17 protein-coding genes are annotated in these 22050 nt (G+C 69.8%); 10 read left to right on the plus strand and 7 right to left on the minus strand.

Translation table 11 applies throughout. The annotated features are described in order from the left end of the window. The first annotated feature begins 116 nt into the window (after nucleotides 1-116). Nucleotides 117-440 (plus strand): PQ-loop repeat-containing protein, encoded by a 324-nt coding sequence (locus G4D86_RS06080; RefSeq protein ID WP_163990399.1) that lies wholly within the window; start codon nucleotides 117-119, stop codon nucleotides 438-440. Nucleotides 441-446: 6 nt separating this feature from the next. On the opposite strand, the gene G4D86_RS06085 is transcribed toward G4D86_RS06080, so the two are convergent. Further along, entirely contained in the window at nucleotides 447-761 is a 315-nt protein-coding gene (locus G4D86_RS06085; protein WP_163990401.1) for a hypothetical protein, read from the minus strand. Between the two features lie 172 nt (nucleotides 762-933). Between G4D86_RS06085 and G4D86_RS06090 the strand changes: the two genes are divergently transcribed. The 6 genes from G4D86_RS06090 (at nucleotide 934) to argE (ending at nucleotide 8823) form a co-directional block, all read left to right on the plus strand. After that, the gene (locus G4D86_RS06090; RefSeq protein ID WP_163990403.1) at nucleotides 934-1419 is read left to right on the plus strand and encodes a demethoxyubiquinone hydroxylase family protein; all 486 of its coding nucleotides are present in this window, start codon (nucleotides 934-936) and stop codon (nucleotides 1417-1419) included. A gap of 96 nt (nucleotides 1420-1515) precedes the next feature. Next, entirely contained in the window at nucleotides 1516-2985 is a 1470-nt protein-coding gene (locus G4D86_RS06095) for a hypothetical protein (RefSeq protein ID WP_163990406.1), read from the plus strand. A 103-nt stretch (nucleotides 2986-3088) separates the two neighbouring features. Continuing rightward, nucleotides 3089-4567, plus strand: coding sequence for a TraB/GumN family protein (locus tag G4D86_RS06100; RefSeq protein ID WP_163990408.1), 1479 nt, complete (start codon nucleotides 3089-3091; stop codon nucleotides 4565-4567). Nucleotides 4568-4633: 66 nt separating this feature from the next. Then, entirely contained in the window at nucleotides 4634-6022 is a 1389-nt protein-coding gene (gene hutF, locus G4D86_RS06105) for a formimidoylglutamate deiminase (protein ID WP_163990410.1), read from the plus strand. 73 nt (nucleotides 6023-6095) lie between these two features. Continuing rightward, entirely contained in the window at nucleotides 6096-7607 is a 1512-nt protein-coding gene (locus tag G4D86_RS06110) for a hypothetical protein (RefSeq protein WP_163990412.1), read from the plus strand. Between the two features lie 73 nt (nucleotides 7608-7680). Beyond that, entirely contained in the window at nucleotides 7681-8823 is a 1143-nt protein-coding gene (gene argE, locus G4D86_RS06115; RefSeq protein WP_163990414.1) for an acetylornithine deacetylase, read from the plus strand. A gap of 10 nt (nucleotides 8824-8833) precedes the next feature. On the opposite strand, the gene G4D86_RS06120 is transcribed toward argE, so the two are convergent. After that, nucleotides 8834-10219, minus strand: a complete 1386-nt coding sequence (locus tag G4D86_RS06120; protein ID WP_240360070.1) for a hypothetical protein — start codon at nucleotides 10217-10219, stop codon at nucleotides 8834-8836. Nucleotides 10220-10399: 180 nt separating this feature from the next. Here G4D86_RS06120 and G4D86_RS06125 point away from each other — a divergent pair, with 180 nt between their 5' ends. Next, nucleotides 10400-10990 (plus strand): flavodoxin family protein, encoded by a 591-nt coding sequence (locus tag G4D86_RS06125; protein ID WP_163990418.1) that lies wholly within the window; start codon nucleotides 10400-10402, stop codon nucleotides 10988-10990. Between the two features lie 163 nt (nucleotides 10991-11153). Beyond that, a complete protein-coding gene (locus G4D86_RS06130) occupies nucleotides 11154-12074 on the plus strand; it encodes a DUF2167 domain-containing protein (RefSeq protein ID WP_163990420.1) in 921 nt (306 codons plus the stop codon). Nucleotides 12075-12161: 87 nt separating this feature from the next. Here the strand turns inward: G4D86_RS06130 and G4D86_RS06135 are convergent, their stop codons facing one another. Together G4D86_RS06135 and mfd are read right to left on the minus strand one after the other, a co-directional pair. Further along, nucleotides 12162-15125, minus strand: a complete 2964-nt coding sequence (locus G4D86_RS06135; protein WP_163990423.1) for a tRNA wybutosine-synthesizing protein 4 beta-propeller domain-containing protein — start codon at nucleotides 15123-15125, stop codon at nucleotides 12162-12164. 193 nt (nucleotides 15126-15318) lie between these two features. Next, the gene (gene mfd / locus G4D86_RS06140; RefSeq protein ID WP_205519474.1) at nucleotides 15319-18906 is read right to left on the minus strand and encodes a transcription-repair coupling factor; all 3588 of its coding nucleotides are present in this window, start codon (nucleotides 18904-18906) and stop codon (nucleotides 15319-15321) included. 212 nt (nucleotides 18907-19118) lie between these two features. Between mfd and G4D86_RS06145 the strand changes: the two genes are divergently transcribed. Continuing rightward, nucleotides 19119-20609, plus strand: a complete 1491-nt coding sequence (locus G4D86_RS06145) for a PAS domain-containing sensor histidine kinase (protein WP_163990425.1) — start codon at nucleotides 19119-19121, stop codon at nucleotides 20607-20609. Here the strand turns inward: G4D86_RS06145 and G4D86_RS06150 are convergent. The 3 genes from G4D86_RS06150 to G4D86_RS06160 all read right to left on the minus strand — a co-directional run bounded on the left by G4D86_RS06150 (nucleotide 20606) and on the right by G4D86_RS06160 (nucleotide 22050). Further along, nucleotides 20606-20941 carry a hypothetical protein gene (locus G4D86_RS06150; protein ID WP_163990428.1) on the minus strand — a complete coding sequence of 112 codons (336 nt, stop codon included), beginning with the start codon at nucleotides 20939-20941 and terminating at the stop codon, nucleotides 20606-20608. The two genes, G4D86_RS06145 and G4D86_RS06150, sit on opposite strands and share 4 nt — an antisense overlap. A gap of 58 nt (nucleotides 20942-20999) precedes the next feature. After that, nucleotides 21000-21320, minus strand: coding sequence for a c-type cytochrome (locus G4D86_RS06155; RefSeq protein ID WP_163990430.1), 321 nt, complete (start codon nucleotides 21318-21320; stop codon nucleotides 21000-21002). Between the two features lie 76 nt (nucleotides 21321-21396). Then, entirely contained in the window at nucleotides 21397-22050 is a 654-nt protein-coding gene (locus G4D86_RS06160; protein WP_163990433.1) for a pilus assembly FimT family protein, read from the minus strand.

The following is a 22050-nucleotide window of genomic DNA, read 5'->3' on the forward strand; positions in this document are numbered from 1 at the left end:
GGGTAGGGGCTCCAGCGCGAGTTGCACGCGGCGCCTCGCGGCATGCCCGGAGGGGAAGCGGCCCCGGAGGATGCCCTCGTGGGAGGGCGTGCGCATCCTCTGTGCCCGGAGGGTGCATGGGGCCCGAAGCCATTGGCTGGTTCAGCTCGTTCGTCCTGGTGCTGACCATCGGCAAGCAGGTCTACAAGCAGTGGAAGTCCGGCTCCAGCGAAGGTGTCTCCAAGTGGCTCTTCGTGGGGCAGATCACCGCCTCCACGGGCTTCACCCTCTACAGCCTCATGGTGCGCAACTGGGTGTTCGTGGTGACCAACGCCCTGCTGCTGTTGAGCGCCATCGTGGGTGTCATCATCGTCTTCAAGCACCGCCGCGCGGAGCGCCGACGCGGAGCGACGCGGACTGGCGCGGAGGGCCGGGAGCCCACCCGGCCCGTCCATGCCTGACGGCGCTCAGCGCAGGGGGTGGAGCGGCTCCTGCCGGCGCAGCTCCTCCGCCGACTTGATGAGCGACGCGTTGTCGCCGTGCTTCAGGCGCTGGTCCTCGTCGTAGGGGGCGGAGAAGGTCTTCACAATCTTGTTGTAGACGGCGAAGGCGAGCACCGTCGGTGCCCACTGGCCGACGAAGAGCGCCGCCTGCTTGCGGCCCAGCGCCATCAGCGTCGCGCTGGCGACAACGGAGCCCACCGCGAAGCCCAGCAGGCCGATGGACGGAATGTGCCTGGTCGCCTCCTCGACGCGGGTGGTGGCGAGGTCCTCGTTCTTCATGGCTTCCTCCGGCGGAAGGGTGTGCGGGACAAAGTGCGCATGCCCCGTCCATGCACCCTCGCGTGCCTGCCCGCCTGCCCTCGGGCCGGGCGGAGGCCGGGCCCTGGGGACGGGTTGGCCGTCGGGAAGAGCCATCTCACATTGCCCGAGGTCCCCGTTCGAGGAGGTCGACATGGCCGAGAATTCCGCAGTCGCGAAGCTTCGCAGCCTGGCCCAGCTCGACGCGGACGCGGTGGGGGCGTACGACGCCGCGCTGTCCCGCATCCCGGAGACCCTGGTGCGCGAGCGACTCAACGCGTACCGCATCGACCACATGCGGCACGTGCAGGACCTCAACGCCCTCATCACCCAGCACGGCGGCCAGCCCGTGGACCTGCGCCCGGACCTCAAGGGCGCCGCCATGAAGAGCCTGACGGCGATGACCAGCATGATGGGCACCGAGGCCGCGCTGGTGGCGATGATGGGCAACGAGGAGTTCACCAACCGCGCCTACGAAGTCGCCCTGCGGTTCGAGTGGACCCCGGAGGTCCGCGCCCTCATCGAGAAGCACCGCGAGGACGAGCGGCGCCACGTCATCTGGATTCGCGAGGCCGTCCGCAGCCGCCCCTGGGAGAAGGACCGCGCGGTCATCACCCACGGCTCCGAAGCCCAGGCCTGAGGCCACCTCCAAGGTCCGGGCTCTGAGCTCGGGGCTCCGATATGCCAGGGCCATGCCTGCGTTCCCTCACGAAAGCCTGCTCTCGTGAGGGATGGAATGCGCTTTGCGGCACACGCGGTGGTGGCACTGGCGTTGATGATGGTGGGCTGCGCGGCACACCGGAGTGAGCTGGACATCCCGGACCGGGAGGCCATCTATGACCGGCCCCTGGAGGAGATGTGGCCAGAGGTGCGCACCTTCTTCACGGAGAACAAGCTGCCCTACCGTGAGGACAAGGGCAGCATGGTGCTCCAGACGGATTGGCGGCAGGAGTTCGGTGGCTCGAAGATCGTGGGCTACTGGCACCGCTACATGGTGCTGGGCAAGCGCGAGTCGCCCACCCAGAGCAAGCTCTGGGTCATCCGCATCACCAAGAGCGCGAACAAGGCACTGTCCAAGCCCGGCAAGGAAATCGACTGGGGCGTCAGCCGGGCCCTTGGGGGCGCTGGTGAACATGGCTACCTGAGTCCCGAGGACCTGGAGGCCTACTTCGACGCGCCGGTGGGGGATAACTCCTTCTTCGCGGAGTCGGGCCAGGGCACCCGAGACCTGGCGATGGAGTGGAAGGTGTTCCGCGGCATCTCCCCCAAGCTGGCGAAGGAGGAGAACGTCCCGAAGCCGGTGCGCGTGGCCAAGGCGCCGAATGCGAAGGAAGCGCCCAATGCCATGGACGTTGAATGCGGGCTGCCCATCATCGGCCTGGCGAAGCAGGTGAAGAAGGGTGGGGTGTTGCTGCTCGGAGAGATGCACGGCACGCAGGAGGTGCCGCGCTTCCTGGCGCAGACGGTGTGTCAGGCGACGGTGGCGGGCACTCCGGTGACGGTGGGCCTGGAGCTGCCGCTGGAGAACCAGACGCGCGTGGATGCGTTCCTGGAGAGCGCCGGCACCGAGGACGACTGGCTGAAGCTGATGGAGGCTCCGTTCTGGCGCAGCCCGTACCCGGATGGCCGCAGCAGCGAGGCGGTGGCCAACATGCTGGAGCAGCTCCGCCAGCTGCGCTCGAGCGGGCTGGACGTGGAGGCCTTCGTCTTCGACCACCCGAAGGGGCAGGGGCAGGAGCGTGAGAAGGCCATGGCCGCCACGGTGAAGCAGCAGGTGGAGTCGTCCAATGACCGCTTCTACGTGGTGCTGTCCGGCAACATCCACGCGCGCACGAAGGCGGGACTGCCGTGGGACAAGCAGTACCGCCCCATGGGCCTGCTGCTGAAGGACGAGCTGGACGAAGTCGCGGCGCTGGACATGGCGTACGACAGCGGCTCGGCGTGGATCTGCGCCGTGGACAGCAAGGGCGTGAAGGACAAGCTGGACTGCGGCATCCGCAACGCGAAGGGCAAGGACAACGGGGACCGCTTCTTCATGCACCGGTGGGATGGCACGAGCGACGCGGGCTACGACGGCGTCTTCTACGTGGGCCCGGTGAGTGCGTCCGCCCCCGCCGTGCACAAGGGGCTGGGCCGTCCCGGCGCGGATGACAACTCGGCGCATCCGCTGAAGGACGAGGGCGCGTCGTTCGCCTCTGTCCACTGAGGACCTCTCCCTGGGCCACGCGGGCGGGTGTTCCCGCGTGGCCGATATACCGTTGGTACGCTCCCGGTACCTCCCAGGTCGGGAATTGGAAGGAGATGAATCGATGCGCCTCTCGGCATACGCGGCTGTGGCACTGGCATGGATGATGGTGGGCTGCGCGGCCCACCGCAGTGGCAGTGAGCTGGAAATCCCGGACCGGGAGGCCATCTATGAGCGGCCCCTGGAGGAGATGTGGCCGGAGGTCCGCACCTTCTTCACGGAGAACAACCTGCCCTTCCGCGAGGACAAGGGCAGCATGGTGCTCCAGACCGAGTGGCGGCAGGAGTTCGGCGGCTCGAAGATTGCCGGCTACTGGCATCGCTACCTGGTGCTGGGCAAGCGCGAGTCGCCCACCCAGAGCAAGCTCTGGGTCATCCGCATCACCAAGAGCGCGAACAAGGCGCTGTCCAGGCCCGGGAAGGAGATCGACTGGGGCGTCAGCCGGGCCCTTGGGGGACCCGATGGTGACGGCGGCTTCCTGAGCCCCGAGGACATGGAGGCCTACTTCGACGCGCCGCAGGGGGATAACTCCTACTTCGCGGAGTCGGGCCAGGGCACGCGAGACCTGGTGATGGAGTGGAAGGTGTTCCGCGGCATCAGCCCCAAGCTGGCGAAGAGTGAGAACGTCCCGAAGCCGGTGCGCGTGGCCAAGGCACCGAATGCGAAGGAAGCGCCCAATGCCATGGACGTTGAATGCGGGCTGCCCATCATCGGCCTGGCGAAGCAGGTGAAGAAGGGCGGGGTGCTGCTGCTCGGAGAGATGCACGGCACGCAGGAGGTGCCGCGCTTCCTGGCGCAGACGGTGTGCCAGACGACGGTGGCGGGCACGCCGGTGACGGTGGGGCTGGAGCTGCCGCTGGAGAACCAGACGCGCGTGGACACGTTCCTGGAGAGCGCTGGCACCGAGGACGACTGGCTGAAGCTGATGGAGGCCCCCTTCTGGCGCAGCCCGTATCCGGACGGCCGCAGCAGCGAGGCGGTGGCCAACATGCTGGAGCAGCTGCGCCAGCTGCGCTCGCGCGGGCTGGACGTGGAGGTCTTCGTCTTCGACCATCCGAAGGGGCAGGGGCAGGAGCGTGAGAAGGCGATGGCCGCCACGGTGAAGCAGCAGGTGGAGTCGTCCAATGACCGCTTCTACGTGGTGCTCTCGGGCAACATCCACGCACGCACGAAGGCGGGACTGCCGTGGGACAAGAAGTACCGCCCCATGGGCCTGCTGCTGAAGGATGAGCTGGATGAAGTCGCGGCGCTGGACATGGCGTACGACAGCGGCTCGGCGTGGATTTGCGCGGTGGACAGCAAGGGCGTGAAGGACAGGCTGGACTGCGGCATCCGCAACGCGAAGGGCAAGGACAACGGGGACCGCTTCTTCATGCACCAGTGGGATGGCACGAGCGACGCGGGCTACGACGGCGTCTTCTACGTGGGCCCGGTGAATGCGTCCGCACCCGCGGTGCAGAAGGGGATGGGGCGCCCGGGGAGCAATGACAACTCGGCGCATCCGCTGAAGGACGAGGGCTCCTCGTTCGCGTCCACGCGTTGACGGTGGCATGCGGCGGGTGGCCTCGCCGCTGCTGCGGCTCCCGGTCGGCTGGCATACGCTGACCGGGTGAGCGAAACCATCGTCTACCAGCCGGACCTCCTCTACACCGGAGGCCGGTTCCACGAAGGGCGCGCCCTGGGCGTGAGCGCGGACGGCCTCGTCCTTCATGAGGGCCCCGTGCCCGCCGGGGCGCGCACCGTCCGGCTGCCGGGGCGCGCGCTGCTGCCGGGGCTCGTCAACGGCCACTCGCACGCCTTCCAGCGCCTCATCCGCGGCCGCACGGAGTACGTGGCCTCCGGCCGCGAGGCGGACGACTTCTGGAGCTGGCGCGAGGCCATGTACCGCGCCGCCGAGTCACTGGGCCCGGAGGACGTGTACACCGCCTCGCGGCAGGCCTTCGTGGAGATGGCCCTGGCCGGCATCACCACCGTGGGCGAGTTCCACTACCTCCACCACCAGGCGGACGGCACTCCGTACGCGGACCGCAACACGCTGGCGCACGCCGTCATCCGCGCCGCGAGGGACGTGGGCCTGCGCATCTGCCTGCTGCGCGTGGGCTACGCGCGCGCCGGCTTCAACGTCCCGGCCAACCCCCGCCAGCGGCGCTTCATCGACAGGGACGTGGACGGCTTCCTCGCCTCGGCGGAGTCGCTCGCGCACGAGACGCGGGACGACGCGGCGGTCAGCGTGGGCCTCGCCCCGCACAGCGTGCGCGCGGTGACGCGCGAATGGCTGGCCTCGGTCGCCAGCGCGTCCTCCCGGAGTTTCCCCGTGCACATGCACGTGGCGGAGCAGCCGAAGGAAATCGAGGCGTGTCTCGCCGAGCATGGCCGGCGTCCGGTGGAGTTGCTGGCGGACCTGGGGCTGCTCGGCCCGCGCTTCACCGCCGTGCACGGCGTGCACCTGACGGACGCGGAGGTGGCGCTGCTGGGCGGGGCGAAGGCGACGGTGTGCGCGTGTCCCTCCACCGAGCGCAACCTGGGCGACGGCATCGTCCCCGCGGACGCACTGGTGCGGGCGGGGGCGCGCATCAGCCTCGGCTCGGACAGCCAGGCCACGGTGGACCTGCTGGACGAGGCAAGGCAGCTGGAGGGCCACCTGCGGCTGGCACGGCTGCGGCGCGCGGTGCTGGACCCGGGCCGTGGCGCGATGGACGGGCTGGCGGCGCGGCTGCTGGACATGGCCACCGCCCAGGGCGCGCACAGCCTGGGCCTGTCCACGGGCACCCTGGAGCCGGGGAAGCCCGCTGACTTCTTCACGGTGGACCTGCACCACCCGTCCCTCACCGGCGCGAGCCTGGAGTCGCTGCTCGCCGCCATCGTCTTCGGCGCGGACAAGGCGGCGGTACGCGAGGTGGCGGTGGCTGGGCGCGTGGTGGTGAGCGATGGCCGTCACCCGCTCGCGGAGGAGAGCGGCCGCGCCTTCCACGCGCTGTCCCGCTCGCTGTACCCGTAGGCTCCCGCCGCCCCCGATATGTCCCGTGGAGCGCTGCGTTTGTTGCGCGGGGTCGTCAGAAGCGGAGGGGCGAATGCGCTCGACGGTGTATGCGGCGGTGACGCTGTTGTGTGTCCTGGCGGGGTGTGCGGCCCGCCAGGGAGACCTGGACCTGCCGGACCGGGAGGCCATCTATGACAGGCCCCTGGAAGAGGTCTGGCCGGAGGTCCGCCAGTTCTTCACCGACAACAACCTCCCCTTCCGTGAGGACAAGGGCAGCAACGTGCTCCAGACGGAGTGGCGCGAGGAGTTCGGCGGCTCGAAGGTGTCGGGCTACTGGCACCGCTACCTCGTGCTGGGCAAGCGCGAGTCGCCCACGAAGAGCAAGCTGTGGGTCATCCGCATCACCAAGAGCGCGAACAAAGCGCTGTCCCAGGCGGGCAAGGAGCTGGACTGGGGGCCCAGCCGCACCCTGGGGCTGGGCGGCGGGGGCACGCCGGGGGATGGGGCCAGCAGCGACTCGAGCGGTGAGCCCCTCCTGAGCGTCGAGGACTTCGAGGAACGCTTCGACGCGCCGAAAGGAGAGAACTCCCACTTCGCGGAGTCCGGCCAGGGCACGCGAGACCTGACCATGGAGTGGAAGGTGTTCCGCGTCGTGGCGCCGAAGCTGGCGAAGGCGGAGAACGCACCCAAGCCGGTGCAGGTGGTGGCGAAGGCGCCGGAGGCGAAGCAGGCGCCCGATGCCATGGCCATGGAGTGCGGGCTGCCCATCATCGGCCTGGGCAAGCAGGTGAAGAAGGGCGGGGTGCTGCTGCTGGGAGAGCTGCACGGCACGCAGGAGGTGCCGCGCTTCCTGGCGCAGGCGTCCTGCCAATCGGTGGTGGCGGGCACGCCGGTGACGGTGGGGCTGGAGCTGCCGGTGGAGAGCCAGGAGCGCGTGGCGGACTTCCTCACCAGCGAGGGCACGGACGCGGACTGGCTGAAGCTGATGGACGCGCCCTTCTGGCGCAGCCCGTACCCGGACGGGCGCAACAGCGAGGCGATGGCGAACATGCTGGAGCAGCTCCGCCAGCTCCGCGCCCGCGGTCTGGATGTGGAGGTCTTCGTCTTCGACCACCCACAGCTGCGGGCGCAGGTGCGCGAGGAGGCCATGGCGGCCACGGTGCTGGCGCGCGTGCAGCACGCGCCGGACCGCTTCTTCCTCGTGGTCAGCGGCAACATCCACCCGCGCACGAAGCCCGGGCTGCCGTGGGACGGGAAGTACCAGCCCATGGGCCTGCTGCTGTCCAAGCACGTGAAGGACGTGGTGGCGCTGGACATGGCGTACGACAGCGGCTCGGCGTGGATTTGCGCCGTGGACGGCAAGGGCACGAAGAGCCAGCTGGACTGCGGCGTGCGCGAGGCGAAGGGCAAGGACAACGGCGACCGCTTCTTCGTCCACGTGTGGGGCGGGGCGAACGACGCGGGCTACCACGGCGTCTTCTACGTGGGGCCGGTGAGCGCGTCGGCGCCCGCGGTCTTCAAGGGCCTGGGCCGTCCGGGGGCGGACGAGGACTCCCTGCACCCGATGCCGGCGCCCATGAATCCGGTGGCATCCGTCCGCTGAAGGGCAGGGGGCCTCCAGGGGCTGGCGCGCGGTGCCGGGCGGTGGCATGACGCGGCTCCTGGAGGTCGTCCCCATGAGCGACACGCTGCCCGCGCTGCGAGCCACCCTGACGGAGCTGGTGGCCATGGACACCACGTCCGCCCGCCCCAACGCCCCGCTGGTGGACTACGCGCAGGCGAAGCTGGAGGCCGCGGGCTTCACCGCCGAGCGCCAGCGCTACACCGACGACGCGGGCGTGGAGAAGGTGAACCTCGTCGCGGTGAAGGGCGGCTCTGGCTCCGGCCGCGCCGAGCTGGCGCTGGTGGGGCACACCGACTGCGTTCCGTTCGACCCGGCGTGGACGGACGCGCTGCGGCTGACGGAGAAGGAGGGCAAGCTCTACGCGCGCGGCGCATGTGACACCAAGGGCTTCATCGCCTGCGCGCTGCACGCGGCCCTCGAGGCCGAGCGCGTGCGGGCCCCGCTGATGGTGGTGCTCACCGCTGACGAGGAGGTGGGCCTCGTCGGTGCGAAGAAGCTGGTGGAGGCCGGACTGGGCCGCGCGCGCCACGCGATTGTCGGCGAGCCCACGCGGCTCACCCCGGTGCGCGCCAACAAGGGCTACTGCCTGGCGGAGGTGGAGGTGCTGGGCAAGGAGGGCCACAGCGCGTACCCGGAGTCGGGCGCGTCGGCCATCTTCCGCGCCGGGCGCTTCCTCCAGCGGCTGGAGCACCTGGCCACCACGGTGCTGCGCGACGACCGCGACGAGGGCTTCCAGCCCCCCTTCACCACGGTGAATGTCGGCGTCATCCAGGGCGGCAAGGCGAAGAACATCATCCCCGGCGCGTGCCGCTTCATCGTCGAGTGGCGCCCCATCCCCGGCCAGTCGACGGACCGGGTGCCGCAAATGCTGGAGTCCATCCGCCAGGAATTGGTTCGGGACGAGCCCGCCTTCGAGGCCCACATCCGCGTGGTGCGCACGGACCGGGGCGTGAATACGCGGGCGGACGCGGAGGTGGTGCGCTTCCTGGCCGAGGCCAGCGGCAACGCGCCCACCACGGTGTCCTTCGGCACGGAGGCCCCGCAGATGACGGAGCTGGGCGCCGAGGCCGTGGTGTTCGGCCCCGGCGACATCCGCGTGGCGCACCAGACGGGGGAGTACGTCCCCATGGAAGACCTGGTGCGCTGCGAGGCCGCGCTGTCACGCGCCGTGGCGCACTTCTGCGGCGGGCGCTGAGCCCGCGTGCTCAGGGCTCCTGGCCGGGACGGTCGTCGAAGAGCTGCACCCAGCGACCGTCGAAGCCGCCGTACGCCGGCAGGTACCATGGCCCCGGCAGCCAGAAGCCGGCCTCCACGCCGTCCGTCGAGTCGACGGTGCCGGCGTGGACGAAGTAGTCGTGCTGCCACCAGAAGGAGTTGGGTGACGTGGGGTAGCCGCTGGCGCTCGCGCGCGTCTGGCCGCGCGAGTCCACCGCCGTGCTGGCATACGAGTTGTCCTTGAAGGCACCCGAGCCGCCGCCGCCCGTGTCCGACGCATTGGCGTTCAGCTCGTAGGTGCCGAAGAACCAGCTCTTGGCGGGGTAGCCCTCGCGGTCATCCTCGTTCTCGATGTCGCGCGTCTTCGCGAAGAAGCGATTCATCCCGCTGCTGACTTCCGACACGCCGGACTCGTTGGAGATGGGGCTCTCCATCCAGACATCCACCACCGGGTCGGTGTTCAGCCAGTGCGTCGCGTAGCCGCCGTACTGCCAATGCGTGGGGAGGATGTCCGCGAGGTCCTGCAGCTCGTAGGTGATGCGCTTCACGTTGGGCCACGTCACCGAGCTGCCGTTGTCGGAGCGGCTCGCGAGCGAGTCCGCCGTCGCGTAGGTGATGCCGCGCGCGCCGAAGGCGGAGACCGCCGCGGGCGAGCCCTGCGGCACGAAGGCGTAGTGGACCTTCTTCCGGCCGTCGTCGTTGTTCACGTCGACCTCCGCCTTCGCGGTGGACGAGGCCATCTGCGTGGCAATCCACGCATACGTGTCGCCGACGAAGCGCAGCTCCTGCCCATGCGGGGCCAGCAGCTTGTCGGACCACTCGGCCTGCCAGATGAGCAGGTGCTTGCCCGTGGACGCATGCATGAAGTTGAGCTCCGCGCTGCCCTGCGCGCGGATGACGTTGCGCTTGTGCTGCGTCACCACGGCGTACGCGACGGACTCGCCGCTGCCCGGCGCGCCGACCACGTTCTTCACCAGTATCTCCACGCGCTCCCAGTCGTGGAGCTGCCAGTCGCCGGCCGCGTTCTTGTCGAGCGCATGGTAGATGTGGAACGTGAGGACGAGGTTCTTCGCTCCGCCGTCCATGAACTCGATGAGCGACGTGTAGAGCGTGGGGCGGATGCGCCAACGGTCATACGTGCTCGGCCCGGTGCGCGAGGCATCCACGTACTGGTTGATGCTCTTCCAGTGCAGCTTGTTGTTGGAGAAGTCCCCGTCCTGGTCGAAGTCGAAGTTCGTAATCCAGTCGTAGCCATGCCGGCTGTCGTTGCCGTTGGCGCGCTTGAAGACGATGGGCGCGTAGTACTGGAGGAACGCCTGCCGCTGCGCGGTGCTCAGCGTCCACGCCTGCGCGTGCGCGGGAGATGCGGACCCCACCAGACAGGCGAGGGTGACGGCGAGGGTGCCAAGGACTCCAAGTCTTCTGGGTGTTCTGGTCTGTCGTGTATTCAGGGTCATGGCCCGGGTAAACGATGGAGGGCTCGTCCGTGTCAACGGGTGTCTGCGCCCGGGAGTGGGCCCTGTTAAGAGAGCGGCCACCTTCGCTTCGGGCCCGCCATGAGCACGACCTCTCGCAACGTCCTCTTCCTTCTCTCCAGCTCCCGCGAGGGCGGCAACGCCGAGCAGCTCGCGCGCCAGGCCGCGCTGTCGCTTCCGCCCGGCACGGTGGTGGACTGGCTGCGGCTGGAGGAGCACCTGCGCCAGCCCTTCAGGGATTTGCGCCACGCACCGGGCGGCTATCCGAAGCCGGGGCCGGAGCTGCTCGCGCTGGCGGAGCGCACGCTGGCGGCGGACGAGCTGGTCATCGTGTCGCCGGTGTACTGGTACAACCTGTCCTCCACGGCGCAGCACTACCTGGAGCACTGGTCCTGGTGGCTGCGCGTGCCGGAGCTGCGCTTCCGCGAGCGGATGCGCGGCAGGGTGCTGTCCTTCGTCACCGCGCACTCCTCCGAGGAGGATGACGCCGTCGCGCAGCCGCCCATCCAGAGCCTGCGCCTGTCCGCGGACTACCTGGGCCTGCGCTGGCGCGGCGCGCTCATCGGTCATGGCTCCGCGCCGGGGCAGGTGCTCACGGACAGCCGCGCGCTCGACGCGGCCCGCGAGTTCCTGGTGCGTCCGCTGGAGGCGGCGGACACCCGGGCGGCGTGAGTCGACCTCACACGTCCCGTGCGATTTGACGCACGCGGACGGCCCCCACTACGGTCCGCCGAATCCGGCCCAGGAGAGGGATTGAGGCACGCCGCCGTCAGGCGCGAGGTGCTCCCACGTCCCCTCGGGCGGTCCGGTTTCAACGCTCCTGAGGGGGAGTCACATGCAGCGTCGTTGGTGGATGTCCGTGGTGATGTCGTTGGTGGCGGTGACCACGTGGGCCCAGGCGCCCGCGCCCGAGGCGGCCCCGGCCGCCGAGCAGGAAGCCGCGGAGGACGCGGCGCCGCCCCTGCCCGAGCTCCACCCCCGCAAGGGCGAGGTGCTGCTGGGTGACGGGCTGGCGAAGATGAACGTCCCGGAGAACTTCGAGTACCTCTCGCCCGAGGACGCGCAGAAGGTGCTCGTGGAGGTGTGGGGCAACCCTCCGGGCACGAAGACGCTGGGCATGCTGGTGCCCGCGGGCGTGCCCGTGGACGCGGACGACGGCTGGGGCGTGGTCATCGAGTACAGCGATGACGGCCACGTCGAGGACGAGGACGCGGCGGACATCGACTACGCGGACCTGCTGAAGGACATGAAGGAGGGCACCGAGGAGGAGAATGCCGAGCGCACCAAGGCCGGCTACCCCGCCGTGCATCTCGTGGGCTGGGCCGCCACGCCCCACTATGACCAGGCCTCGCGCAAGCTCTATTGGGCGCAGGAGCTGGCCTTCGGCGAGTCGCCGGAGCACACGCTCAACTACAAGATTCGCCTGCTGGGCAAGGAGGGCGTGCTGGTGCTCAACGCCGTCTCCGGCATGAGCGCGCTGCCCCAGGTGGAGAAGGACATGAAGCAGGTGCTGGCCTTCACCGACTTCCAGCCCGGCCACCGCTACGCGGACTTCAACCCGTCCACCGGCCGCGTCGCCACCTACGGCATCGCGGGCCTCGTGGCCGGAAAGGTCGCCGCCAAGGCGGGCCTCTTCAAGGGGCTGATTGCCGTGCTCCTGGCCGGGAAGAAGGCCATCTTCGCCGGCATCGCGGTGCTCGTCGCCGCCCTGGGCAAGCTCTTCAAGCGCGGCGGCAACGAGGGCGGCACGCCCTGAGTTGAACGCGCATTCGAGATGACAGAGGCCCGGGGCCATGAGGTCCCGGGCCTCTGCGCGTTTCACGGCCGCGCTACGCCCCGTGGCTCAGGGCGTGGGCGTGTAGAGCTCGCAGGTCCCGTCGGGGGAGCCGTAGCCGTTGCTCCCGGCGACCAGCACCCGGCCGTCGGCAAGCAGCGTCGCCGTGTGTCCCCTGCGGGTCTCGAACATCGGTGACGTCGTCGTCCAGGTGTTGGTGACCGGGTCGAACAGCTCGGCGTCGCGGAGCAGCCCGTTCGGCCCCTCCCCTCCCGTGAGCAACACCCGGCCGTCGAGCAGGAGTGTCGCCGTGTGGTAGCCGTTGGTCGTCCACTGACCCGCGACGAAGGTCCAGCTCCCGCTGTCGGGCGAGTAGAGCCAGGAGTGTCCCGAGCCTCCGCCCACCAACACCCGTCCCTCCAGGTCGTCGAGGCGCGTCGCCGTATGGAGCATGAGCGGCTCCCCCGGAGGGGTAATCGAGCTCAGGGTGTTCGTCGTGGGGTCGAAGAGGAAGGCCAACGCGGTATTCGTGTTGCCGCCCACCAACAGCACCTTGCCGTTCTTCAGCAGCGTCGCCGTGTGGTCCGCCTGCGGCTGGCGACCCGCCAGGATGGACCACGCGTTGGTGGCCGGGTCGTACACCTCCACCTTGCCATACCCGTTGGTGCCATAGCCGCCGACCAGGAGCACCCGCCCATCCTGCAGGAGCGTCGCCGTATGGCCATGGCGGCCTTCGTCCAGTGAGCCGTTCACGGTCCACGTGCCGGTGGCCGGGTCATACAGCTCCGTCTCGACGGGCTTGACCGTCCCCACCGCGCCTCCCGCGACCAGCACCTTGCCGTTCATCAGCCGCGTCGCCGTGTACCAGGTGCGGTAATGCTTCGCGGCGCCGGTGGTGTAGCTCCACTGCCCCGTGGTCGGGTCGTACAGCTCCGTCTTGGAGGCACCCCAGGTGGGGCCCATCAACACCTTCCCACTGCCCAGCAGGACGGCGCAGTGGTTCATGCGGCCCTCCTTCAGCGAGCCCGTCCTCGCCCAGTGGCCGTCCACCTGGATGCGGAGGAAGAGGGGGACGCCGCCCAGGCCGCTTCCGTCGCTGCCGCTGTAGGGCGTGGCCATCAGCGTGTGCGAGCCGGGCGTCAGGGCGGCCGGGTCCACCGTGTAGGGCGCGCTGTTGTCGTGCCACGTGCCGCCGTCGATGACGGTCCTCACGCTGCCCACGGTGGCCGGGAAGGTGTTTACCCGGAGCTTCCAGCCCGCGGGCAGCTCGCCCAGCCGGAGCACCATGCCGTTCTTCAGCTCCTCGTAGCCGGGCACCGGCTGGCCGTTGGCGTCCACGATGCAGAAGCCGGTGACGGAGCTGACGTGGTTGGGCAGCTCGGGCGTGGTGGCGCCAATCGTGAGGACGTTGCCGCCGAAGGTCCGCACCTGGAAGCCGGCGAAGTCCTCGTTGTACGTGCGCGCCAGGTCCTGGAGCACGCGCAGCGAGATGAGCTCGCCCAGTCGCACCGCGTGTTCGTGGTCGCTGCGCCAGTGGACGCCGCCGAACAGCCGCCCGACGCCGACGTTCATGGCCAGCTTGTCCAGCTCGTTCTCAATCGTCAGCGCCGCCCCGGAGTAGGGCACGAGCGACAGCCCGTCCGCGCTCGGCACCACCGGGTTCTTCACCGGCAGGTCGGTCTTGAAGAATGCCTTGAGCATCGTCACGCCCGCGCCCATGTAGGTGGAGTGGCCGGAGCCGTACGCGGGATGGACGGGTGAGCCCTCGGGGAAGGCCTGCGCCAGCAGGTACGTGCCTCCCGTGCCGCCGTTGAGCGCCTGGTTGCGGTCGAACATCTTCTGGAGCACGGGCGAGCCGAGCAGCTCCGCGTTGACGGGGTAGGCGCGCGTCCCGGCCTTCGTGTTGTGGACGCGGCCGCCGAACTCCTCCGGGCGCTGACGCCGGTGCACCGACCACTTCTGGAACCAGATGCCCTGCAGGGCCAGCTTCATGATGCGGCCGATGAGGTCCTGCCCGTCGGCGTTGCCGAAGGTCGCGAAGGCGTCCTGCTTCAGATACTGGCGGTAGGGATTGTTCTCGTCGTGGACCGGCGGTGAGGACTTGCCGTCCGTGTCATTGTCGTTCTGCGAGGCGATGAGGAGCGCGGCGTTGAGGCTCGACTGCAGCGGGAAGTCGTGGTGGACGAACTCGGCGAGGTCGCGCCCGTTGCGGATGTACCGGGGCGTCGAGTCGTTCGTCTCCGGCTGCGACGGGAGCTGGCCGTTCTGGATGCGCAGCCACTCGGCGAAGGTGGAGACGCGGTCATCCCCGGCCACCCGCGTGCGGATGCGCTGGGAGACGGTCTGCGCGCCGTAGGGGACGTCCAGGAGCAGGAACTGTGAGATGAAGGGGCCCACCGTGCTGCCGGGCAGGGTGTCCCGGAAGAGCGTGGCCGCCGTCACCTGGCCACTGGCCCGAGCGCCCCGGTAGACGCCGAGCTGGTTGAGGCGCTGGAGCGCCTCGGTGATGACCGGAGGCAGCGAGGCCGCGGTGTAGTCCTGGAAGGCCACGTCGCGGGCCAGCGCCATCCAGTACAGTTCATCCATCTCCCCGGAGACCTCCAGGCTCGCGAAGGCCGGCGCGGGAGCGATGGCGAGCGACTGCGGGTCCGCGCCCTCGAGCTGATAGGCATACCCCGACTGCGGGTCGACGAGCTTGCGCGTCCCGCCCAGGGTGATGGCCTCGAAGTCGGCGGGATTGCCGCTCGCGACGGCGGCCAGCAGCTTGTCGTACTCCGCCGTGTCGACGTCCCCGGCGGCGTCGTGCGGCAGCCCCTTGGAGTTGTTGGCGAAGCGGCTGGGGTAGCGCGCCTCGTCGCCGTTGTCGGGGTGCGCGGGCAGGGGCGTGCCCCGCTGGAAGGTGGCGGCGTCCACGCGGACCTGCAGGGCGGCGTCCGCGCGGGCGGTGCCGGGCGAGGGGACGGCGCGCGCGTCTTCGGGTGCCTCCCGCGTGTCTGGGTTTTGCAGCGGTGCGGCGGAATCTCGGAATGACATGCACGGCTCCGTGTCAGGGTTGCGCGTGCACTCTGTGGGGATGGTCTGACGTCTGATGTATATGTTTGCTGGCCGACTCCGGCTCCGTGTCACGGAGCCGGGCGCGGGTTCCGGGCGGCCTGAGAGGGATTGGGGCCGCCCGGTGCAACCCGTTGCATTGTTTTCGCGGACGAAGCGCCCCTATCAGGCCGCGCTACGCCTGTGGCAGGGCACAGTGGCCGAGGTCACGCAGGACCTTCTTCGCCTCGGCGATGAGGTCATGTCCGCTGGCGCCCTGGGGCATGCGGACGATGAGCTTCATGTCCGGGGTGAGCCGGTAGACGCCCTTCGAGCGCTGCACCAGCCCGGCCACCTTCGCGCCGTCCAGCAGCGCGTCCGCGCCCAGCGTCACCACCAGCCGCCCGGTGCCCACCTCGAGCGCGCGCAGCCGCAAATCCCGCATGTCGATTTTGAGCAGCGTCAGCTCGGACAGCGAGTCCACCTCGTCCGGCGCCTCGCCGTAGCGGTCCACCAGCTCGGCGCGCAGGTCCGTCACCTCGTCCGGGTGGCTGGCCTGGCTGAAGCGCTTGTAGAAGAGCAGCCGCTGGTGCACGTCGCTCACGTAGTCGTCCGGGATGAGCGCCGGCATGGGCAGCGTCACGTCCGGCTCCACCTGGGCGCGCGGCGGCTGGCCCTGCATCTCCGCCACCGCCTCCTCCAGCAGCTGCGCGTACATGTCGAAGCCAATCTCGGCGATGGCGCCCGACTGCTTGTCGCCCAGCAGGTTGCCCGCGCCGCGAATCTCCAAGTCATGCGAGGCAATGGAGAAGCCCGCGCCCAGCTCGGTGAAGTTCTGGAGCACTTCCAGGCGGCGCTGCGCGTCCTTCGTCACCGCGCGCCGCGACGGCACCAGCAGGTACGCGTACGCGCGCTCCTTGCTGCGGCCCACGCGCCCGCGGAGCTGGTAGAGCTGCGCCAGGCCGAACTGGTCCGCGCGGTTCACAATCATCGTGTTGGCGCTCGAGATGTCGATGCCGCTCTCGATGATGGAGGTGCACAGGAGCACGTGGTGCTTGCGCTCGGTGAAGGCCAGCATGACCTGCTCGAGCTGGCCCTCGCCCATCTGCCCGTGCGCCACGCCGATGCTCAGCTGGGGCACCAGCGTCTTCAACTGCTGCTCGATGGACGGGAGCGACTCCACGCGGTTGTGGACGAAGAACACCTGACCGCCGCGGCCCACCTCGCGCTCGATGGCCTCCTTGATGACCGCGTCGTCATGCTTCATCACGAAGGTGCGGATGGCGCGGCGGTCCTCCGGCGGGGTGGCGATGATGCTCATGTCGCGCACGCCCGACATGCTCATGTGCAGCGTGCGGGGGATGGGCGTCGCCGTCAGCGTCAGCACGTCAATCTGGGAGCGCCACTTCTTGAGCGACTCCTTCTGCTTCACGCCGAAGCGCTGCTCTTCGTCGACAATCATCAGGCCCAGTTCCTTGAAGGCCACGTCGCCGCCCAGCAGCTTGTGCGTGCCGATGAGGATGTCGACCTTGCCCTCCTTGGCCCGCTTGAGGATTTCCCGCACCTCCGGCGCCTTCTTCATGCCGGAGATGACCTCCACCGTGACGGGGTAGTCCTTGAAGCGCTTCTTGAAGGACAGGTAGTGCTGCTGCGCGAGCACCGTGGTGGGTACCAGCACCGCCACCTGCTTGCGGTCCAGCGCCGCCTTGAAGGCGGCGCGCATGGCCACCTCCGTCTTGCCATAGCCCACGTCGCCGCAGACGAGCCGGTCCATGGGCTGCGGCTTCTGCATGTCCGCCAGCACGTCCTCAATCGCCTTGGCCTGGTCCGGCGTCTCCTCGAACTCGAAGTCCGCCTCGAACTGGGCGAAGTACCGGTCCGGCGCGCTGAAGGCATGGCCCGGGTGCGCCTTGCGCGCGGCTGCGATTTGCAGCAGCTCCGCCGCCATCTTGAGCAGCTGCTCCTTGACGCGCTTCTTCGTCTTCTCCCAGCTCGTGGTGCCCAGCTTGTCCAGCTGCACCTTGTCCGGGTCACCGCCGGAGAACTTCTGGATGAGCCGCATGCGGCCCACCGGCAGGTAGATCTTGTCCCGCCCCGCGTACTCCAGGACGAGGAAGTCCCCGGGCACGCCGTTCACCTCCATCTTCGTCAGGCCCGCGTAGCGGCCGATGCCGAAGTCGGTGTGGACGATGAGGTCCCCTTCCTTCAGGTCCCCGAAGCCGGAGGCGAACGCGTCCAGCTTCTTGCTGCGCTTGGGGCGCCTGCGCGCGCGGACGCCGAAGATTTCCTCGTCCGCCAGCACGGCCAGCCCGCCCGCGCCGTCCACGAAGCCGTGGCTCACCTCGCCGGTGAAGAGGTGCACCCAGATGGACGGCTCGTACAGCTTCGACGCGTCCTCCAGGGCTTCCGTGTGCAGCTTCACCATGACGTTGCGGTCCAGCAACAGCCGCTTGAGCCGGTCTGCCTGGCTCAGCGTGCCGCACGCCACCGCGCACGCCACGCCCATGTCGCGCCAGCGCTGCAGCCGCTCCACCAGCGGGCTGAGCGCGCCCTCCTCGCCGTGGTGCGCCAGAATCGCCTCGCGCAAATCCTGGGTGCCTCCGAAGTTGAAGAGGACCGGAGGCCGCTCCGTCTGCGCCAGCGACAGGCCGCCGCCCTCCACCACACGGAAGGCGCCCAGCCGCTCCGCCACCGCGTCGCGCGTGAGGAAGTGCTCGCCGGGCGGGCACACCAGGTCCTGCCGCTCCTCCGCCGCCGTGAAGGAGCGCTCCAGCTCCGACCACAGCTCGTCCACCGCGCGGTCCACGCCCAGCGGGTCGTCCACGTAGAAGACGGGGGACTCCTTGCTCCACGTGCGCAGGAAGTCGAACACCGTGGACAGGCCGCCCTCGAAGAGGCCGGGCAACAGCCCCTCCAGGCCGAAGCCGGGCAGCCCCTCGCGCAGCGCCTCCAGCCGCTCTCGCAACTGGATGGTGGGAAGGTTGATGCGGTCCGCCACCGCGCGGGCGGCGGCCTCGGCGCGCGGGCGCGTCTCGTCCGTGAGGATGACCTCACGCGCCGGCACCAGCGACACTTCCTTCAGCGAGTCCACCGTGCGCTGCGACTGCGGGTCGAAGGCGCGGATGGACTCAATCGTGTCCCCGAAGAACTCCAGGCGCACCGGCTTGTCGTAGAGCGGGCTGAAGACGTCCAGCAGGCCGCCGCGCACGGAGAACGTCCCCACGTCCTCCACCAGCGGGCTGTTCTGGTAGCCCATGCGCGCCAGCTTCAGCGCCAGCGAGTCGCGGTCGAAGTCCTGCCCCACCACCACGCGCTCCGACAGCGACGTCATCACCTCCAGCGGCAGCACGCGGCGCGACAGCGCGCGCACCGACAGCACCAGCGCGGGGAAGCGCGTGCCCTGGCCCAGGTGGAACAGCGCGCCCAGCCGCTCGGTGACGGTGCGCGTGTCGGGGGACAATTCATCGAAAGGCAGCAGCTCGTCCGCGGGCAGCCGCAGCACGCGCGGCTCCAGCAGGCTGCCATTGCCGCCCAGGAAGAAGGCCAGGTCGGCGGCCAGGGCATCGGCCGCCTCCTCGTCTACAGCCAGGCAGACGAGCGGCGCCTTCGTCGCCTGGTGAAGGCGGGCGAGCACGTGGCCGCGCGCGGCGCCCTTCAGCCCCTGCGTCCGCACGCGGCGGCCGGGTTGGAGTGCATCCAGGAGTTGGGCGAGCGGGTCGCCTGCCACCGGAGGCACACGCGCCGCCTCGGCATTGAGCATCTGAGAGAAGGGAGGAGTGTCCATGAGTGGACCCCAGAGGGCCCCGGGGTAATTAGGGGCCAGCCTGAACCAAAGCAACGACAGAGCGCGGCGCCTGTCGTATCCGCGGGGGGTACACCGCCCGCCAGGTTCGGTCCGGCACGCTTCAGCCACCCCGGGGGCCGGTTGGCCGCCCGCCCTCGGGAGGGGCTAGGCTTTCCCTCCAACGGGCATCACTGGGGGGTGCCGTTCCATCCATGCAATCCGTTCGTGGCAGCAACAAGCGCCCGGTAGGCGTGGCGGAGATATCTCCGTCCGAGGCCGTCGTCGTGCTGCGCAGCGTCCGCTCCGCGGTGGGGGGCATCCTCGACTTCGAGTGTGTCTCCGCCAATGGCTACGCGGAGCGCTGGCTGGGCCGCGAGGAGCGCCCGCTGGTGCGCCAGCGCCTCCTGGAGGAGGCCCCGTGGGTGGGCGAGTGCGGCCTGTTCGCCGTGTGCGTCCGCGTGGCGGTGCGCCGCGAGCCCGAGGTGACGCGGCTGTCGCGCCAGTCCCCCGTGGGCACCGTGTGGCTGCAGGCGCGCGTGTCCCCCTGGGAGGACGGCACCGTCGTCTTCCTGGAGGACCTCACCGAGCGCATGGCCGCGGAAGAGGCGCTGCGCAGAGACCATGACCTGCTGCACGCCGTCATCGAGAGCGCCACCGACGCCGTCTACGTGAAGGACCTGGACGGGCGCTACGTGCTCCTCAACCCCGCCACCGCGAGCGCCTTCAACCGCGAGCCGCATGAAATCCTCGGGCGCTCGGACGCGGAGCTGCTGGGGCCGGACGCCGCCGTGGCCACGCTGGCGCATGACCGCGCGGTGGCCGAGTCCGGGCAGACGGCCACCTACGAGGACTCCGAGGGCGGCCCCGGCACGGACTGCATCTGGCAGACGACGAAGGGCGTGCTGCGCCGCGGGGACGGCACCATCTACGCCCTCTTCGGCATCAGCCGGGACGTCACCGCCAGGCACCGCGTGGAGCAGGAGCGCCAGGAGGAGGCGCGCTTCCAGGAGCGCTTCATCGGCGTGCTGGGGCACGATTTGGGCAACCCGCTGGCCGCGGTGCGCCTGTCCTCGGCGGCCCTGCTCGCGCGGGACACGCTGACGCCGGACGTGCGCCGCGTGGTGGAGCGCATCGACGGGAGCGCCGGGCGCATGGCCCGGCTGGTGAAACAGCTCTTGGACTTCACCCGCGCGCGCATGGCCGGCGGCATTCCGCTGCGCCCGCGCGAGGTGTCCCTGGAAGAGGTGTGCCGCCGCATCATCTCCGAGCTGGAGCCCGCCCACCCGCAGCGCGGCGTCTGCCTGGAGGTGCAGGGCGACTCGCAGGGCATCTGGGACGAGGAGCGGCTGGGGCAGGTGCTGTCCAACCTCGTCGGCAACGCGCTCCAGCACAGCCCGGAGGGGACGCAGGTGCGGGTGCGGCTGGCCGCCGCGGACGCGCACTTCCAGCGGCTGGAGGTGCACAACGGGGGGCCGCCGATTCCGGACTCACTGCGCCCGCGCCTCTTCGCGCCCTTCCACCGCGCGGCGCCCGAGCCGGGCCAGCCCAAGCCCCAGCACCACGGGCTGGGCCTGGGGCTCTACATCGTGTCTCAAATCGTCACCGCCCACGGAGGCTGGGTGGACGTGGCGTCGTCGTCGGACGCCGGCACCTGCTTCTCGGTGACGCTGCCCCGCGTCGCCCGGCCTCCAGGCCCGCGCTAGCGGGAGCCGAACTTCAGGCCCGCGCGGACGCGGAGCACGTCTTCCAGTCCGCCCGGGTCCACCATCTCCAGGGCGGCGCGCTGGGACAGGCCGGAGTAGCGGGCGCGGTACTCCTCCTCGTCCTCCTCGTCGTCGTCCTTGCCGCCCTTCTTGTCGTCATCCCCGCCGCCCTTGCCCCCGCCCTTGCCGTCGCCCTTGTGCAGCACGGACAGCGGCTCGGGCCGGGACAGCCCCTGCTCGATGCGCACGGAGGACAGCGCGTCCGCGCGCAGCGAGGTGAAGAGGCTGGCCATGGATGCGCAGAACACGAGGGCAACGGTGAGGTTCTTCATGGGCGGCTCCAATTCTCACCTCCCATGACGCGCGGCCTCACGGGGAAATTCAAGCCAGCTACTTCGCCTTCATTGTGCGGATGTATCCCACCAGGGCGTCAATCTGCTCGGGGGTGAGCTTGTCCTTGAAGGCCTTCATCTTGGCGTTCCGGGACGAGCCCTCGGCGATGACCTGGCGGATTTCGGCGTCCGACTCGGCCTTCTGCCAGGCAGGCGAGGAGAAGTCGTCGATGGACTCCTTCTGGCCCATCTTCGTCTTCGCCTTGCCGTCCTCGCCATGGCAGGACTTGCACTTCGCCTTCCACACGTCGGCGACTTCCTCCGCGTGGGCACTCGTGGCCAGGCTGAGGGCCATCACCAGGGCGAACCGCTTCATCATCGTTGCTGTCTCCTCGAAGGGAACGGCGGGGCTGGGGAGTCAAGGCGGTCCGGGCTCGCGAGGCAAGCCCGGGCGCTCAGGTGCAGCCGGGCGCCGTGGGCGTCTTGCCGCAGTCCACCGAGCGGACGGCGCCCGTGAGCCCGTCGACCACCATCACCGTGTCCTTGTGCCACTGGGGAGACTGGATGGAGCCCCGGTTGCGCTTCAGCACGAGCTGTCCCTCGGTGGGACGGGGGCTGGTGGTCAGGCAGGCCCGCCCGCCCGTGCGGACGACGGCGGGCGGCGTGGTGCCGCCGGGCTCCTGGGTGCCCAGCCAGCACAGGCCGTCCAGGGGGGTGACGTCCAGGCCCCGGGGGACGACCACGGGTGTCCCCGTCTCCGTGCAGGTGCACCCGCTCGCGCCGCAGGCGTTGCTCTCGCAGGCCGCCATGGGACACTGCTCGCCCCACGCGTTCGAGCAGGCCAGCGCCTCCCAGCGCAGGCGCGTCACGCTCCCGCCCGTCTCGAGGGTGGTGGTCACGGACAGCCGCACCGGCTGGAGCGTGGAGCGCGCCTTCTGGCGTGCCTCCTGCGCCACCAGGAGCAGTTCCCGCTGCGCGCTGCTGACGCGCTGCCGGTCCATCATCCCCTGCATGCCCGCCACGGCCATGGTGGCGAAGATGCTGATGATGGCCACCACCACCATGATTTCCAGCAGCGTCATGCCCGACTGAATCCGACGCGTTCGCAT

The sequence above is a fragment of the Pyxidicoccus caerfyrddinensis genome, assembly GCF_010894405.1.
Classification (GTDB): domain Bacteria; phylum Myxococcota; class Myxococcia; order Myxococcales; family Myxococcaceae; genus Myxococcus; species Myxococcus caerfyrddinensis.